This is a genomic window from Niastella koreensis GR20-10, from assembly GCF_000246855.1.
Classification (GTDB): domain Bacteria; phylum Bacteroidota; class Bacteroidia; order Chitinophagales; family Chitinophagaceae; genus Niastella; species Niastella koreensis.
In genome coordinates this window covers 7,877,078-7,893,905 of the sequence record NC_016609.1, presented here as the reverse complement: position 1 = coordinate 7,893,905, position 16,828 = coordinate 7,877,078, and the positions used below count along the sequence as shown (strand labels likewise).

Below are 16,828 nucleotides of genomic sequence, written 5' to 3'. Positions count from 1 at the left end.
TTATGTAATTTGATTAATCAACTTTTTCATATACAGGCAACTCGTCCGGCGCTACATCGATAGTTTGTTTTAATGGACCCTTTATTATGTTTCCTCTAAAGCGCCATTTGCCTTTGGGCACCAAAACAGTGCGCGTGTTACTACTGGTGACCACCGGAGCTACCATAAACCTGTTTCCCAACAGGAACTGGTCCTGCACAGCAGCATAACCCTGATTAGGATAATTGTATTCCAGCGGGCGCAAGGCCGGCTCACCGGTGGCTGCTGACTGCCGCAGTACTTCCATTATGTAACTCACATGTTGCTGCCGTAATTCAACCGCTTTATGCACAGCCCGTTCATTTACTGAATCCAGTACGCGCCAGGGCCCTGCCGAAAACTGCATCATAGGCATTAAGGCATGGCATTGTGCGGAGCGAACTATTAATTGCTGATCTATCTTTTTGCCGGGTGCAAAAGAGGATAACAAGCCGCCGCCAATTATATCAGGACAGGTAAAAGTGTACCCCATCAACTGTTGCGCAATGGTATTGGGAATTAAAGTTTGCAGGTCGGTCCAGGTATGCGCTTTGTCATTCAATCTTTCACCTAATGGCTGTCCACCCATTTTCCACATAGCACGGTATTCGTTAAAGGGGAAATCAAGCCCTATCTGCGCCCAATACATACAATGATCGTTCGCACTGCTTTTTTTGAATGACAGCAATTGTGGATAATCGTAATAATGCGGCTCACCGGCATCAAACTTAAAGCCATCAATACCATACGTTTTTTGTAACCAATGTAATTTATCTTTTAACCATTGCTGGGCAGCAGGATTGCTAAGGTCGAGCGTGGCGCTGAACCCATTCCACCAATACGTGATCAACGGCTTTGCTTTTTTATCGTTCCATGCCATAGCAGCGTCGCCGCCATTATCGAGCAGCAATAATCTTTTTTGCATCAACTCCCTGAATGTTTCGCTATCGGGACTTATGAACGGACTTATCCACACCATTACTTTAAACCCTTTCCTATGCAAACTGTCAATGAGCGCTGCCGCATCGGGAAACCTGTCGCGGTTAAAATCAAACTGACCATAATAATCTGTCCAGTTATCATCTATCATCAACACGCCGGGTGGATAATTATTTTTAAGTACCTCATTTGCATAGTTCAATACCGCCCGTTGATTGGGGTGATAACCCAGTTCAATCCACAGGTTATATTGTGGCGACTTTATCAACAATGAATCGATCCACTTGCCCGAGGTTGGAAAGAAAGTTTTTGAAACAAATGAATAAGCAGTTGCAAGAGTGCTACCGGCCTGTCCGCTTTGGATTCTGCCATGCGCTTTATTTATTATCAATGTATCTTTTATAAACCGGTACGCAAACGGTTCATCACTCCACACCCAACGGCCCGCGTTTGAAATAAATAAAGGTGCGCTTTGATTTACTGATCTGTCGCCATATAAATTGGCTGCGTATTCGTTTGCATGAAACGGCATAAAATGCCCGTAGTTGGAAGAACCGCCCCACCACTGTTCGTTGTTCAGTAAAACTAACCGCAGGCTGTCCTGCGCGATTACATGGGCAAGCAATACGTTCAATAGAGACAATAGGATGACCCTCTTCATTCCGGAAGATTTTTTAAGTAATAAATAGAATTGAAAAAGCCCCCCTCCTTGCCTCTCCGCCAGCCGGCGGAGAGGTGGTGGGTCCAGTTGTAATATTTTCTTATTGATAACCTGGATTATTCGGCGCCAGATTGGGGTTCTTTTGAATTTCAACGGCCGCAATGGGATACAGATCGTTAAAGGGTTGCACGTTGCCCGCTACATATGCATCTTCGGTAGCGGCAGCTGTTTTTACTGAGCTGGCCAGTTTTCCCCACCTGATAAGATCGAGGCGGCGCTGACCTTCGCCATAAAACTCAATGGCGCGTTCCTTAAATAAATAATTGGTCATATCATCTTTGGTAAGATTGGCGGTAAATACGCCAGTGGTACCGAAAGATCTTTTCCTTATTTCATTTACAGCAGTCAACGCAGTAGTGGGGTCGTTGTTTTCATTGGCAGATTCTGCCAGCATTAACCATACATCTGCATAGCGGAATACATACATATCCAGGCCACCGTCTGCATCTGCCGCCTGGGTTAATCGCCAGAATTTGGGACCCGACCAGGTAGCGATCTGTTCAACCGGATCAACTTTGAATTGCTGGCCATTATAGCTGGTAGCTAAAATGGATGCCCTGCGCTTATCGTTCGGCTCAATGTAATTCAGGAAGGTGGTATAAGGGATATACGTGCCATACCAGCTACGGCCAGAGAAAGGTGAAACGCCCACTTGCTTTTCGGGTTCGTACCAGGCCTGGTGGTCCTGGCCATTCAGTACAGGTTCAAAATCTACTTCAAAGATTATTTCTGTACCTATCATTTCATTAGCCTCGGTAAAAATATCGGCATAGTTGGCCTGCAGGGTATAGGTTTTTGAATCTATAATTTCCTGAGCTTTCTTTTGTGCATTGTCCCACTGTTTAAGCCACATATATGTTTTTACCAGCAGCGTTTGTGCGGCGCCTTTGGTGGCCCGGCCTATATCGGCGCCGGTAAATTTTGCCGGCAGGTATTGCTCCGCTTCTATAAGGCTTTGCACTATTTTATTGCGGATATCATCAGCTGCAATGCGTGGAAGGACGCTCGTTTCTGCTAAACTATAATTAGTTTCATCGTAATAAACCGCATTTCCAAACAGGCCGGTGAGGTAGTAATAATAAAGCGATCTCAAAAACTTTGATTCGGCTACTACCCTGTTTTTGATTGCATCGCTAACACCCGTCGCTTTGCTAACTTTATCAATTACCAGGTTGGCATTGCTGATGCCTTTATATAGATTGGTCCAGATGGCCAGCGTATATCCCGGACTGAATGAGGACATGGTATAATTAGGTTCGGGATCGGTAGGTCTTTTGCGAACGCGGATTACATCCGTTCCTTCATCAAGGGCGCGCCACAGGCTGCTTTTAAAACCTCCGGAAGTGCCCAGCCAGGAATACACGCCATTCACGCCAAGGATGGCTTCGTTATCGCTGGAATAAAAATTATCGGTCGTTATCCTGTTCTTCGGGCTCTCCTGCAATTGTTTGTCACATGCGGTGAACACGGTGGCCAGGAATAAAATATAGCATATCTTTTTCATCAGTATTTCGGCTGATAGTTTAATAATATTATAAATCGAACTTCACCCCACCCACAAAAGCGCGGTTTTGAGGATAGTTGGTTGCATCAAAGCCACGTACGGTTGCATCTTTGCCGTAGGCGTTGCTTTCAGGATCGTAATACGGATAGCTTGTGAGCAAAAACAGGTTCGAGGCTGAAACATATACATTAATGTTCTGGATCCATTTGGCTTTAAGCACCCGGCCAGGCAGGTTGTAGCCCAGTGTTAACGACTTCATACGCAGGTATGAGCCATCGTATACCCAGCGGGTGTTGGGAATGTAATCCCGTGAAAACCTGGGGATATCAGATGTAGGATTGTCTGGCGACCAACGATTGACCATTGTCTTATACTGGTTCGACAACAGATCGCCTGAATTATAAAAGGCATCTGCAATGTTCATGATCTGGTTGCCACTGGAGAACGACATATAAAAATCAAGACTGAAGCGGCCATAGGTAAATGAGTTGGAAAAACCGCCGAAGAAGTCGGGGTTCGAATTACCGATCACGCCATAATCATCCACGCTTAATACGCCATCTTCTTTACGGTCAACGTATAAGGCTTCGCCCAATTTGGGAGTTGAGCTTACTCCTACTGCACCCTTTACCGGATCGAGGGTTTTGCGGGTTCCATAATAGGTAGCTCCCCAAAATGTTCCTACAGGGCCACCCAACGTTAACCGGCTTACGTTACCTGCGTAAGTGATATTCTTGGTAAGAATATAATCAACACCACCCAGGTCAACCACTTTGTTTTTGTTGGCGGCAATATTGAAAGAGGAAGTCCAGGAAAAACGCCTGGTCTTGACGTTTACTGAATTTATCATTAACTCAATTCCTTTATTGCTCACAGCTCCGATGTTGGTCAGCATACTTGAATAACCGGTTTGCTCGGGCAACTGCTGGTTGTTAAGCAGGTTGTCGGTACGTTTTGAATAGAGGTCAATCTCAAAATTCAACCGGTTTTTCAACAACCCCACTTCAATGCCCAGGTCGTATTGGGAAGTAGTTTCCCATTTCAAATTAGAATTGCCATAATTGCCCTGGATATAACCAAGCGTATTGTTGTTGGCGCCAAGAATGTAACGCGCTTGATTCAACGTTGTTAACGACCCATAGGAAGGGATGGCCTGGTTACCCACTTTACCATAACTGGCCCGTAATTTCAAATTGGAAAGCGCAGTTATGTTTTTGAGCCAGGGTTCTTCAATAGCCCGCCAGGCAAAGGCAACTGCGGGGAAGAAAGCGTATTTGTTATTAACCGCAAAGCGGGAGGAACCATCTACACGTCCGGTTACAGTAACCAGGTATTTGCTTTTAAACCCATAGTTCACCCGACCGAGGTACGATACGATGGCATAATCGGTATAATCAGATCCAATGGCATACGTAGTTTGATCGGTCCCACTCAGGTTGTTATAGCTCATGCCATCGGTAGGATATTTTGATCCGCTGGCGTTCACCGATTCTTTATAATCTTTCTGATAGGTCATACCGGCCAGGGCGTTAAAATTGTGTTCGCCCATTTGTTTGTTGTAGGAAACCGTATTCTCCAGCAAATACATAATTTCCTGTGAGCTCGATATTTTGGCTACCCCACCGGTATTATTGGCTTTGGCAACGGGTAACTGCCCTGATTCATACCGGTTGTTTTTGATAAAATCTAACTGGCTGCCGAAAGACGATTTGATGGTAAGTCCTTCAACTGGTTTGAAGTTTAGGGTAATATTACCCAGCACGTTGTTTCTTTTTATTGGATTGGTAATATAAGTAGCCTGCGCCAGCGGGTGGTTAAGGTTTCCGGAGCTATATTCTCTTTTCAGAAAAAAGGTACCGTCCGGCTTATACACAGGCATACTGGGCGCCACGCCTAATGCCGAAGAGTAATAATCCAACCCGCCCAACGATACGGGGTTATTTTCTGTTAGCGAACTGGCTACATTCAACGTTGAATTTACTTCCAGCATTTTGTTTACGTTACGCGCTACGTTGCTGCGAAACTGGTACCTTTTATAACCGGAGTTCATGATGATCCCTTCCTGATCGCTGTAGTTGGCAGAAAGCAGGTAGGTTGATTTTTGATCGCCACCGGAGATCTGTGCTGATAAATTCGATTGATTGGCTTTTTGTGTGATCTCTCTTTGCCAGTTGGTATTGGCTACTGTATCGATGTTGGTGTAAAAAATAGGTTTCCCTTGTGAAACCAACTGATCATTTACTAATTGAGCGTATTCGCGGCCATTCATCATGGCTATATACTTGGGAATTTCCTGAAAACCGGTATAGGCGTTCAGGGAAATCCGGTCCCTGCCGCTCTTTCCACGTTTGGTGGTAATGAGTATTACGCCGTTTGATCCGCGTGCACCATAAATAGCGGTGGAGGAGGCATCTTTCAGGATGTCGATGCTGCTTACATCTTCGGGGTTCAATAAGTTGGGGTTGAAATCATCACCCGCAACAATACCATCTACCACATACAATGGTTCATTACTGGCGCTAAGTGAATTTCCACCCCTGATGCGAATGGTAGTACCATCACCAGGCTGACCGCTAATGCTGCTTACCTGTAAACCCGGCGCTTTACCTTGTAACATTTGGTCAATGGTAACAATGGGCACGTTTTCAAACGCTTCCGATTTTATGGTCGATACGGAACCGGTAAGGTCTTTTTTGGCAACCTCGCCATAACCAACGATCACCACTTCGCTCATCGATTTATCTTCAGCCGCCAGTTGTATATTGATCGTTGCCTGGTGGTTGATGGCTATAGATTCAGCTACATACCCGATATAAGAAAATTCCAGCACGCCATTTCCGTTTGGTACGGCTATACTAAAGCTACCATCAGCGGCGGTAGCCGTAGCTGTTAGCGCACCTTTTAACCGTACTGTTACAGCTGGTAAAGGGTCGCCTTTTTTATCGGTCACCTTTCCTTTAATAGTACTATCGGCTGGTGCAGGCGCAGTAACCTGTTTTTCCGGTTTATTCTCGGGCTGCTTTTGCCTGATGATCACTGTTTTATCGGTCACCACATAAGTATACGGTTGGTCTTTTAATATAAGGCTAAGTACCTGGTCAATGGAAGCCTTGTTTACCGTAGCAGTTACTTTAATATTGTTGATGGCATTTCCTTTGTAAAAGAAATCAAAGCCGCTTTGCTGTTTTATGATATTGAACACCTTGTTTAAAGGCGCATTCTTTTCGGAAAAACTGATCTCCTGGGCATAGGAGCCAGCAATCGCCAATAGACCAGCCAGTAGCAGCAGGAATTTTACGCTTCCAAACCTTAGTTGAAAGGGCATTTTCATTCCATGGCTTAAATACATACTTTTGCGAAGTTTAGGTGATGAGAGATAATTTGGTTAACGCTTTATTTTCTGATTGCCTAATTGCCGGGAGTGTTGGAGCACTTCCGGTTTTTATTTATGGCAGGTAATCATGTTATCATGCAGCCCCCCTTGTTTTTGTTGTTAATAATTTAGTCATCAGAATTGCTATTGCAGCACCATCAGCCTGCGGCCATTCAGTTTAAAATGTACCCCGCCCAACTCCAGGACATGCAGTAGTTTGGAGAGGTCGGAGGTACGGCTGATAGCGCCAAACACCACATCATCTTTTATGCCGGGTTCATACTCAATCTCTATATCATACCAACGGCTTATCTGGCGCATCAACGTGCGCAGCCCGATGCCGTTGAATTTGAATAAGCCATCCTTCCAGGCCGTTACAATGGTAACGTCTACCTGCTCACTTTGGAATTTGGATTCAGCTATGTATCCCTGCTGGCCCGGTTGTAACAATATAGAACCAACCGGAGCAGTGAGTTTTACAGATCCTTCCAAAAGGGTTGTTTTGATGGCGCTCTCATCTCTGTAAGCCATTACATTAAAGTGTGTTCCCAATACTTCAACCTGCTGGTTGTTCAATTTCACTTTGAAAGGACTGTTCTTATTATGCGCCACTTCAAAGTAGGCTTCCCCATCCAGGTAAACCATCCGTTCTGTTGATGAGAACCGGGTGGGGAACCGTAATGAGGTAGCGGCATTCAACCAAACTTTGGTGCCGTCTGGCAAGGCTACCTGGTACTGTCCACCGCGTGGTGTTTCAATGGTATTGAAAGTGATGACCTCACCGGCATTACTTTCTGTAATGGTATATAATAATTGCCCGTCGGATTTTTTAGTAACGGTAATCCCGGCCTGGTCTGCAATGTGGCCGTTGGCTGCATCGGTAAGACTGATCTGGCGTCCATCGTTCAAGGTAAGAATGGCTTTATTGCTACCGGGGATAATAGCATGATCGGCCACCTGCCGGGTGCCGGGATGATTTGTTACCTGTTTATTTAAATACAAATAAAGCACCGTGCCGAATGCTATCAACAATACCGCAGCAGCCGTTAATTGCAGCCAGGGAATGCGGCGCACCTTACGGTCATGTACCGGCAATGACTGCCACACCTCGTTCAGGTGTTCATCGCGAATGTGCTGCGGGATCTCTTTAAGATCGCTTAACTCATAGCTTTGGTACCAGCTTTCCAACAAAGCTTTTTCTTCATTGGTACAGGTTCCTTCCCGGTATTTCTTTAATAATTTTTGAATGTCTTTTGGATGCATATATGGTTTAATGATTTCCTTCTATATGCTAAGACAGGCGAGTAACAGGCGAACAGGTAGACGACCTGAAAAAATAATTTTACCGCAACATCAGGAGCAGGATAAATAAAGAGCCGAGGCGCAGGCGCAGGATGCGGAGTGCATTGGTTACCTGTTTCGCAACCGTTTGTTCTGAGATGGATAACTGTCCGGCAATTTCCTGGTGGGAGAGATTTTCTTTTCTGCTCAGGAGAAATACTTCACGCATTTTGGGTGGCAACTGGTCAATTTCTTTTTGAATAAGATCGGCCAGTTCTTTTTCCCTGATGGCGAGATCGGTGCTGTAATCTTCCCGGGGTGTAACCCGTTGAATAGAAGAGAGGTATTTATTTTCTACTTCTTTATGAGAGAGCAAATTCAACACGCGGTTCCTGATGCCTGTATACAGATAGCCCGATAAGTTAACGGCCACCGGAATATCGGCCCGTTTATTCCACAGGTTGGTGAACAGTTCCTGCAGCACATCTTTTACTTCTTCAGGATCACCTAGTTTTTTATACGCGTGGTTGTATAACAGGTTCTTATACCGATCATAAATGATTGTATACGCGTCCTTATCACCCTGCCTTAGCAGCGTGAGCAAAGTTTGATCGGTAAAACTTTGATAAGCGTGCATGTAGGACAAATATAAAAGAAATTGTAATGCTCGCTTTTTTCTTAACCAAATGGTAATGATATAATAAAAAAACAAGGCTTTCTTTTTTGAAAGCCTTGTTGAATAAACAGGGTAACTAAGCAACAGAAATATTACCCGGAACCAATTGATAATTATGGAAGGTTACCGAGGCGCCTGCGCGGCCAGATGATAAACTCCGCAACGTCATAATGTATCCAAACAATTCCGACAATGGCACTGCTGCTTTTATGCATTGTACATTGTCTTTCATTTCAATGCCTTTGATAACACCGCGCCGGCGGTTCAGGTCACCAGTGATGGCGCCGGTATACTCATCGGGTGTTGATACATCTACCAGCATCACAGGCTCCAGCAACCTGGGCGCCGCTTTTACCGCAGCTGCCTTGAAACCCATACCAGCCACCTGTTCAAAGTCCTGCGCACTGGAATCCTTTTCGTGGATAGCGCCATCGAACAATCGTATGCGCATGGAATTAACCGGATATCCAGCCAACGCACCCGATTGCATAGCGGCCTCAAAGCCCTTGTTCACGGAAGTAATAAACTCCTTCGGTATGGCGCCGCCTTTTATCTCATTAATAAATTCAAACCCCGGCACATCCTGTTCACGCGGCGACAACTCAAAATGGATCTCGGCAAAACTGCCCGAGCCGCCATTCTGCTTTCTAAATACCTCTTTGTGCAGAACAGGCTGCGTGAAGATCTCTTTGTAAGCGATCTGCGGTTTTCCTTTATTAACAGCTACTTCATATTCCGTAGCCAGTTTCTCCAACACTACTTCCAGGTGCAGCTCACCCATTCCTTTCAAAATGGTTTGCCCGGTTTCTTTATCCGTTTCCACCACCAACGTTGGGTCTTCCTCCAACAAACGCGCCAGGGCTTCACTCAGTTTACCTGATTCCTTGCCGGTTTTTGCTTCAATGGAATACCCGATCATTGGTTCGGGGAAGTGAATGTTCTCCAACAATACCGGATGTTCAGGATCTGCCAGGGTATCGCCCGTTCGCACGTCCTTCAATCCCACCAACGCCCCAATATCACCGGCACCTATCTGTTCAACGGTTTCATATTTATCAGACATGATACGCAACAAACGGCTCACCCGCACCTTTTTACCTGTTCTGCCATTCCACAACGTATCACCTTGTTGTAAGGTTCCCGAATACACGCGCACCATTGCCAGCTTACCGGTGTAATCGTTGGCGATTATTTTAAAGGCCAATCCGGCGAAAGCCGCTTCGCTGTCTGTACGCACAGTTACCGGTTCGTCGTTATGCGGATCAATGCCTGTAGCATCCGGGATCTCAACCGGCGATGGTAAATACTGCACCACTGCATCGAGCAACGGCTGAATGCCTTTGTTCTTATAAGCAGCGCCGCATAATACGGGCACCAGTTGCCTGTTTATAGTGGCCGCACGCAATGCTTCACAGATACTTTCAACAGTAATGCTTTGCGCATCCGTGGTGAATTGTTCAAGCAGTGCTTCACTGGTCAGCGACAATTCTTCCAGTAAATGATTGCGATGCTGTTCGGCTTCTGCTAACAGATGAACCGGAATATTATTGACTTCATAATGCTGGCCATCATCGCTGTTCCATAACAACGCCTTCATTTCTACCAGGTCAATAATTCCACTAAACGCATCTTCCGCTCCAATGGGTAATTGAACAGGTACTACATTCGCATGTAGTTTTTGCCTGATCTCTTCCACCACGCGCATAAATTGCGCTCCCTGCCGGTCCATTTTATTTATCAGTACAATACGTGGGATATTATATCGGTTAGCCTGCCGCCATACGGTTTCCGATTGTGGTTGAACACCCGACTTGGCGCAGAAAACTGCCACGGCACCATCCAGCACGCGCAACGATCTTTCCACTTCAGCTGCAAAATCAACGTGACCTGGGGTATCAATGATGTTGACCTGGTAAGTATCCCCCGCATATTTCCAATAGGTGGTAATTGCCGCCGAAGAAATAGTAATGCCTCGCTTTTCTTCCTGCGGATCGCTATCCATCACGGTATTACCTTCGTCAACATTCCCTAAGCGATGGATAAATCCTGTATAATATAACATGCGTTCTGTAACTGTTGTCTTACCTGCATCCACGTGTGCCATAATTCCAATATTCCTGTATTGTTGTAACCGTTTCATATAGTATTAGTGATAGAATAAATAAAAAAAGCCCCCCGTTTCAGTAACGGAGGGCCTTTTGCAATATGCAAAACAATCCTGCCATTACGGAATGTGTTTCCCGAATGAGCTCATTATTGTTTTGATTACGAATTTCATATTGCTGATTAAAAAATTGATTTGTTGATGGTGGGGAAGTTTCGCGGGGGAGACAAACAAAAAGCCGTCCCGGATATCGGGACGGCTTCAATATTATTATTATTATTGAAATGATTAATCCCTCTTATCCGCAAATGGGTTTGTCTCCCCATTGCCTATAAAGACAATACAAGTACTGGCAATAACTGCTCTGATCGCAGCATGTGCGCTTATACCTGTTTTGTATGTGATGGTTTTAATCATTGTTTGTGATTATCGAGGATGCAAAACTAATAAAAGATTGTAAATAACAAAACAGGTTAATAATTTTTTTACATAAAGAACAAGGCTTCCCGACAGATTCGGGAAGCCTTGCTTACCTGTGCCCCATAACCTGAAACTTCCACTTTTTAACCCTACATGATATAATAGAATGCCTCCTGGCGTTTTTCTTCCGGTTCCTCCTGATCGTGCAACAGTTGCCGCAGGTCCTTTTCAATAGTACTGGCAATGGCAGTCATAGGCGTGTCCGTTGGCTTGTTCTCAAAAGGATCCTGTAAATGAATGGCCATTTTTTCTATCAGTAAAAAACAGGCGCTGATAGCCACTACCACCGGTATTTCCAAAAACCCAAAGTGTTCTATTACGCCAAATGGCAGCATACCTATAAACAACAACAGGGAGAAGTGAATATATAAGCTATACGTGCTGGGGAAAACCGTGTTCTTAATACGTTCGCATTTACCCATGGCATCGCATAAGCGGGTAAGCGTACGGTCCAGTTCCATTTGCTGATACCGGTTTATATAGCCTTCTTCCAGGGCCCTTTTTAAATCGCGCCCATGCTGGTCCAGCATAGCCATGGGTACGTTGTTAAACCGGCTTAGGTTTTCCAGTTCCCGGCGGCTGATAAATTTCTCCAGTCCGCTAACAGGGTTCATCCGGCGTAAGCTTTGCCCCAATGCATAACACCAACCCATCTGCCTGCGAATCATTCGCTGCCGCAACTGCATTACTTCATCTTCTTCGTACTGACTTTCGGTAAAATTGATTACCTGCCGGGCCAGGGTACGCGAGTCGTTCACAATGGCGCCCCATACCTGCCGCGCTTCCCACCAGCGATCGTAAGCCTGGTTACTTCTGAAACCCAACAGCAACGAGATCACCGTTCCCAGAATAGTGGGTATGGACAGTGGGATACTTATGGGCACTTTCAAAAAAAACTGATGGATCACTGCGATAGTCAAACTATATATCAATATTACCAGCAGTTCATATTTTACTTTCCCAAACACATAGGCAATGGGGATATTCTTTTTTAGTAGCATTGAGGTATTTATTAACGTTCTCAAATAATCATGTCACTCAACTCTGCGCATTCAACAGCTTCAACAAAGCCACTGTTTCTTCTTCCACCGCTCTTATTTCAGGCATGGTCACTATCCGCCGTTTTACTTTGAACTGGCGCAATAAAGGAACATTGCTCTTTTTGAACATCCTGTCGGGGTTTACGCTGTCGGGATGCACCGGAACAAATTCATATTGTTCGGGGTATACGATCAGGTCAATATCGTTCGCATCAACAAAATGGCGGAATACGGCGGGTGTATTGCCATATAAATGACGGAAAACAATACTGTTCACCTGTTTTGGAAATTGTTGTTTTATTTGTTTGCAGTTGTTTCTAAATGAATCTGTCAACAGATCATGGTAAGGCTGCCGCTGGTTCCTGATGAGGTCACTTACAAAAAACGGGATCTGGAAAGCATGGAACATAGTTATGTTCACCACCTGCCCGCCCATGGTTTGAATGGCTTTTTCAACCAGGTCGAAAGAGGAAGATGAGAAATCGGTGGGTACCAAAATATTGCGCATACTGTAATCTTTAAATGAACAATGAAGTTTACAGTAGCAAAGCTGGCATTTTGGGATTAGAGACCCCTAAGAGGCATTTAAGAATGCATTAAAAAAGAGATAAGAATGGGATTAGAAAATTAATGTTGTGAGTGTAAAGTAATCTCTACGGCTGTGCCCTTCCCTTCTTCTGACTTTATCAGCAACTCGCCTTCGTGTAACCGGATAATATTCCGTGCCAGGGGCAACCCTACCCCATGCCCTTCAAATCTGTCGGTATTGGAAGCGCGGTAAAATGGCTCAAACACATATTTCAATTCTGTTGAAGGAATACCAATGCCCTCATCAACAATGCCGATCCTGATCTTTTCTTTTTCTACCTGAAGCAACAGTTGCACGGGCCGGTCGTTGCTGTACTTGCAGGCGTTCATTACAATATTGGTGAGGGCCAGTTTTAATAAATGATAGTTTCCTTCTACAGATAATTGTTTTTCATTCGGTGGCAATTCGCCAAAATGTAACCGAACTTTATTATTGGGGTGCAGTTCATCTACCGCATGTTTTACTTCCAGTAACAATTCATCCATTCTAACAACCGTGCGGCGTTGCTTTTTGCCATCGAAACCGCTTTGAGCCAGGGCCAGCAGGCTGCTGGTCAAATGGTCAAGCTTCATGGCTTCATTTAAAATCACCTGCAGGCTTTGCCGGTATTCTTCATTGGTGCGTGCTTTTTTCAACGCTATGTCGGCCTCGCCCATAATGGTGGTTAGCGGCGTGCGCAGCTCATGGGAGGCATTGCTTACAAAGTTATTCTGGGTTTCAAAAGCGGTTTGCAGGCGGTCGAGCATCGTATTGAATGTATGCGCCAATTCCGTCATTTCGTCTTTTCCTTTCTTGTGCTCCAGGCGCAGGTGCAGGTTATGCGCGCTGATGTCCTGCACCTTGCTGATGAGCTGGCGCACAGGCTGAAAGGTTTTGCGGCTAAAGAAAATACCGGCGGTGAATACCAGCAATACGCCCACTATAAATATGATGACCTTTATACGGAAAAGCGTGCTCAGCAAGCGGTTCCCAAATTCATTTACAGCTGATTTTATAACCAGGTAATTCCTCCCCTCATTGCGATACAAAATACCTGCATAATGCACCTTGTTCTTTTCAATAAATACGGTTTGGCCTTTTGCGGCTATTATCTGACGGTAAAATGACTGTGGCAGATTTGAATTTACTTCGGGATGAATGATGCCGGTAACAGAATCCCAGGTAAGCAAATACTCCTGTTCCTTAGGCAGCACTTCCAGGTATTGCCGGCGTAATTCCTGGTAGGTGGCGGTAGATACTTTATTCTGTTCAAAGCGAAGCTTGGCAGCTACCCGTACGCGTAGTTCCAGGCGTTTTAAAAAATCGTTCGACGCAAACCGGGTCACCAGGTAATAAGTGGTAAAGCTGATGAGCAGGATCAACAATGCCGTTAGCACCGTGAACAATAAGGCGGTTTTTGTCTGGATCTTCAATGGTTTAGCTTTTTTTATCTTCTTTAAGAATGTAGCCCATCCCTATCATTGTATGAATAAGTTTCTGTGCCGGATTGGTATCTATTTTTTTGCGCAGGTAATTCACATATACATCCACCACATTGGTGCTCATGTTAAAATCTATTCCCCACACATTTTCCAGCAGCTCCATCCGGCTCAACACGCGGCCGCGGTTATGCATCATAAATTCAAGCAGGCGATATTCTGTTGCGGTGAGGGGAACAGGATCGCCATTCAGGCTGGCTGAGCGGGTATTGATGTTCAGGGTAAGATTTCCTATTTGCAGCACCTCGGGTTGAATGGCATTTCCCGCCGATTTACGGCGTATCAGCGTTCGCAGCCGGGCTTCCAGTTCAGCAAAATGAAAAGGTTTAACCAGGTAATCATCCGCGCCACTGTCGAGGCCGGCCACAATATTTTCGGTAGTGCCCAGTGCTGTCAGCATCAGGATGGGTGTATCAATTTGCTGGCGGCGTATCTGTTTGCATAATTGAATACCATTCAGGCCCGGCAGCATTATGTCCAGGACCATCACATCAAACTGGTTTTTTATGGCCATTTCATGTCCAATAAGGCCATCGGGCGCCACCGTTACTTCGTACCCGGCCTCCTTCAGCCCTTTGTTCAGCATACTGGCCAATGCTGCCTCGTCTTCCACCAAAAGGATCTTCATTGCTGAATGTGTTTACACAAAAATAACCACTAAAAAACAAATCCCTCCAATACCCGAACTGGTGTGTTCCATCAACATCAAATTGGGGATATCATTAAATATTATCTAGCGCTTTTACTCGTATGGTGAATGATTTGTAACGAATCTTCCACGATCATTCACAGATTCAATTTTTGTCTGATTGACTGTTAAAGAGGGGATTATGCCTACATTAACTAATATCTTTGTATTTACAAACATTGGATATGGCTATTCGAATTTTTATCACAGGCGGCACTTTCGATAAGGAATATAATGAGCTGAATGGTGAGTTGTATTTTAAAGATACCCATATGGATGAGCTGTTGGCTGAAGGCAGAAGTCGACTGAATGTACATATTAAAACACTCATGATGATCGATAGCCTTGAGATGACATCCGATCACCGTAACCTGATCGCTGAAGAATGCCAGCAATGTGATGAAGACAGGATAGTTATTACGCATGGCACCGATACCATGGCCGAAACTGCCCGGGTGCTGGCAAAAAAAGTTACCGGTAAAACCGTTGTATTAACCGGCGCGATGATCCCCATTAAGTTTGGTAGCTCTGATGGCCTGTTCAACCTGGGCAGTGCGCTGGCTTTTGTTCAATCACTTCCTCCCGGCGTATATGTTGCTATGAATGGCCGGTTTTTTAACTGGGATAATGTGCGGAAGAACAGACAGACAGGAATTTTTGAAGAATTACCGGTACCTACTGCCGCAAAATAAAAAAAGCTGATTACTCAGCTTTATGGTTTCTTGGGAGGGAGGCTAAATGCTACGGCTTCATGTTCAAAGTGGCCTTTATGTGAACCATCACAAAAAGGTTTGTTCTGCGACATTCCACAACGGCAAATTGAAATCACTTCACGACCACCCAAATCGTACACATTGCCGTTTTTATCCACAATTTCAAAATCACCTTCTACCCGTAATGAACCATTGCTGTTAACTGTAATCTTTGTTGTTGCCATTATATTAAATTAGGGACGCAAGATACAGGAAAAGCATACAGAAATAATAATGTAACCCTTCCTTAATAAACCGTTTCAATCACGGTGTCTTTCCCATTAAAGACAAAGGATTCACCCGCTTTTTTGTTTTGTAATAATCTGGCCAACGGCGCCTGTGGAGAAAGGAAGATGATCTGTTTACCACCGATGGTTTGTTTGCCTAAACCGGCCGCAATGAAAAAGGTGAGGTTGGCACACTCAATACAGGCGCCCATATTGGCCACCGTGTAAATCACCTCGGTTTTTACCTCGTGGAGCAGCGCCAGTTCCCTTATTTGCTGGGCCAGCTGTTTGGAGTGCATCTCTTTTTCCAGCTGGTTCATCGCCCGCGCTGTTTCATATTTATCGCCTACTGAACTCTTTTCTTCGCTGTTTGCCGCTTCCTGTGCATTATCAATCAACTTTTTGGCAGCGGCAATGCGTTGCTCAATAACTTGTTGTGCAGCCAGCTTGAGCCCGTTTTTGTGTGCTATTTTTTCTGATTCCGTCACAACCGCTAAAATACAATATCCGGCCTGTTCAACCGTCATTCATAAAAATATACAACATGAACTACAACAAGTCATGCGCCGCAAAAGGCGAACATTACGGAGGCAGTCACCGGCACCTGCCTTACCGGAGTATGCAACGGGCAGCCGTAAATGTATACAAAACAGAAACCAGCTATGAAATGCTGGTGTTTGCGCCGGGTCGTATTAAGGAACATTTTGCTATTGACATCAGGGGTAAGGAGCTTACGATTACTTACACCCCGCCTACGGATTTTCCCCGTTTTGAATGGGTTCAGCGGGAATACAGCCGCGGTGGTTTTGTAAGAAGTTTTTTACTGAATGAGAACATGGACACTACCCGCATTACCGCCAAATATGTTGACGGCGTGCTGCAGGTTAGTTTACCCTTGGTTGAAGGAGCAAGCTTTCCAAAACAGGAAATTCCCATTAGCTGAGTTTATGTAAACAGG

14 protein-coding genes are annotated in these 16,828 nt (G+C 45.0%); 2 read left to right on the top strand and 12 right to left on the bottom strand.

Going from position 1 to position 16,828, the window contains the following annotated elements:
- Positions 1-13: 13 nt before the first annotated feature.
- From NIAKO_RS31460 to NIAKO_RS31415, 10 genes are all read right to left on the bottom strand, one after another.
- Positions 14-1,618 (bottom strand): glycoside hydrolase family 31 protein, encoded by a 1,605-nt coding sequence (locus tag NIAKO_RS31460; protein WP_014222529.1) that lies wholly within the window; start codon positions 1,616-1,618, stop codon positions 14-16.
- Between the two features lie 100 nt (positions 1,619-1,718).
- Entirely contained in the window at positions 1,719-3,182 is a 1,464-nt protein-coding gene (locus NIAKO_RS31455) for a RagB/SusD family nutrient uptake outer membrane protein (protein ID WP_014222528.1), read from the bottom strand.
- Positions 3,183-3,210: 28 nt separating this feature from the next.
- Entirely contained in the window at positions 3,211-6,531 is a 3,321-nt protein-coding gene (locus tag NIAKO_RS31450; protein ID WP_014222527.1) for a SusC/RagA family TonB-linked outer membrane protein, read from the bottom strand.
- 168 nt (positions 6,532-6,699) lie between these two features.
- Entirely contained in the window at positions 6,700-7,818 is a 1,119-nt protein-coding gene (locus NIAKO_RS31445) for a FecR family protein (protein WP_014222526.1), read from the bottom strand.
- 79 nt (positions 7,819-7,897) lie between these two features.
- Positions 7,898-8,473, bottom strand: a complete 576-nt coding sequence (locus NIAKO_RS31440) for an RNA polymerase sigma-70 factor (protein WP_014222525.1) — start codon at positions 8,471-8,473, stop codon at positions 7,898-7,900.
- A gap of 115 nt (positions 8,474-8,588) precedes the next feature.
- Positions 8,589-10,652 (bottom strand): elongation factor G, encoded by a 2,064-nt coding sequence (gene fusA, locus NIAKO_RS31435; protein WP_014222524.1) that lies wholly within the window; start codon positions 10,650-10,652, stop codon positions 8,589-8,591.
- A 533-nt stretch (positions 10,653-11,185) separates the two neighbouring features.
- Positions 11,186-12,097 carry a bestrophin family protein gene (locus NIAKO_RS31430; RefSeq protein WP_014222523.1) on the bottom strand — a complete coding sequence of 304 codons (912 nt, stop codon included), beginning with the start codon at positions 12,095-12,097 and terminating at the stop codon, positions 11,186-11,188.
- Between the two features lie 37 nt (positions 12,098-12,134).
- Positions 12,135-12,644 carry a universal stress protein gene (locus tag NIAKO_RS31425; RefSeq protein WP_014222522.1) on the bottom strand — a complete coding sequence of 170 codons (510 nt, stop codon included), beginning with the start codon at positions 12,642-12,644 and terminating at the stop codon, positions 12,135-12,137.
- A 119-nt stretch (positions 12,645-12,763) separates the two neighbouring features.
- Entirely contained in the window at positions 12,764-14,137 is a 1,374-nt protein-coding gene (locus tag NIAKO_RS31420) for a HAMP domain-containing sensor histidine kinase (RefSeq protein WP_014222521.1), read from the bottom strand.
- A 4-nt stretch (positions 14,138-14,141) separates the two neighbouring features.
- Positions 14,142-14,831, bottom strand: a complete 690-nt coding sequence (locus NIAKO_RS31415) for a response regulator transcription factor (RefSeq protein WP_014222520.1) — start codon at positions 14,829-14,831, stop codon at positions 14,142-14,144.
- A gap of 245 nt (positions 14,832-15,076) precedes the next feature.
- Here NIAKO_RS31415 and NIAKO_RS31410 point away from each other — a divergent pair, with 245 nt between their 5' ends.
- Complete coding sequence (locus tag NIAKO_RS31410) at positions 15,077-15,583, top strand: asparaginase domain-containing protein (protein ID WP_014222519.1); 507 nt, start codon at positions 15,077-15,079, stop codon at positions 15,581-15,583.
- 20 nt (positions 15,584-15,603) lie between these two features.
- On the opposite strand, the gene NIAKO_RS31405 is transcribed toward NIAKO_RS31410, so the two are convergent.
- Together NIAKO_RS31405 and NIAKO_RS31400 are read right to left on the bottom strand one after the other, a co-directional pair.
- Positions 15,604-15,828: a CDGSH iron-sulfur domain-containing protein gene (locus tag NIAKO_RS31405; protein ID WP_014222518.1), complete on the bottom strand. Its 225-nt coding sequence runs from the start codon at positions 15,826-15,828 to the stop codon at positions 15,604-15,606.
- A 62-nt stretch (positions 15,829-15,890) separates the two neighbouring features.
- Positions 15,891-16,358 (bottom strand): hypothetical protein, encoded by a 468-nt coding sequence (locus NIAKO_RS31400; RefSeq protein WP_107685483.1) that lies wholly within the window; start codon positions 16,356-16,358, stop codon positions 15,891-15,893.
- 56 nt (positions 16,359-16,414) lie between these two features.
- Here NIAKO_RS31400 and NIAKO_RS31395 point away from each other — a divergent pair, with 56 nt between their 5' ends.
- On the top strand, positions 16,415-16,813 hold the full coding sequence (locus NIAKO_RS31395) for an Hsp20/alpha crystallin family protein (RefSeq protein WP_014222516.1): 399 nt from the start codon (positions 16,415-16,417) through the stop codon (positions 16,811-16,813).
- Positions 16,814-16,828: the final 15 nt, after the last annotated feature.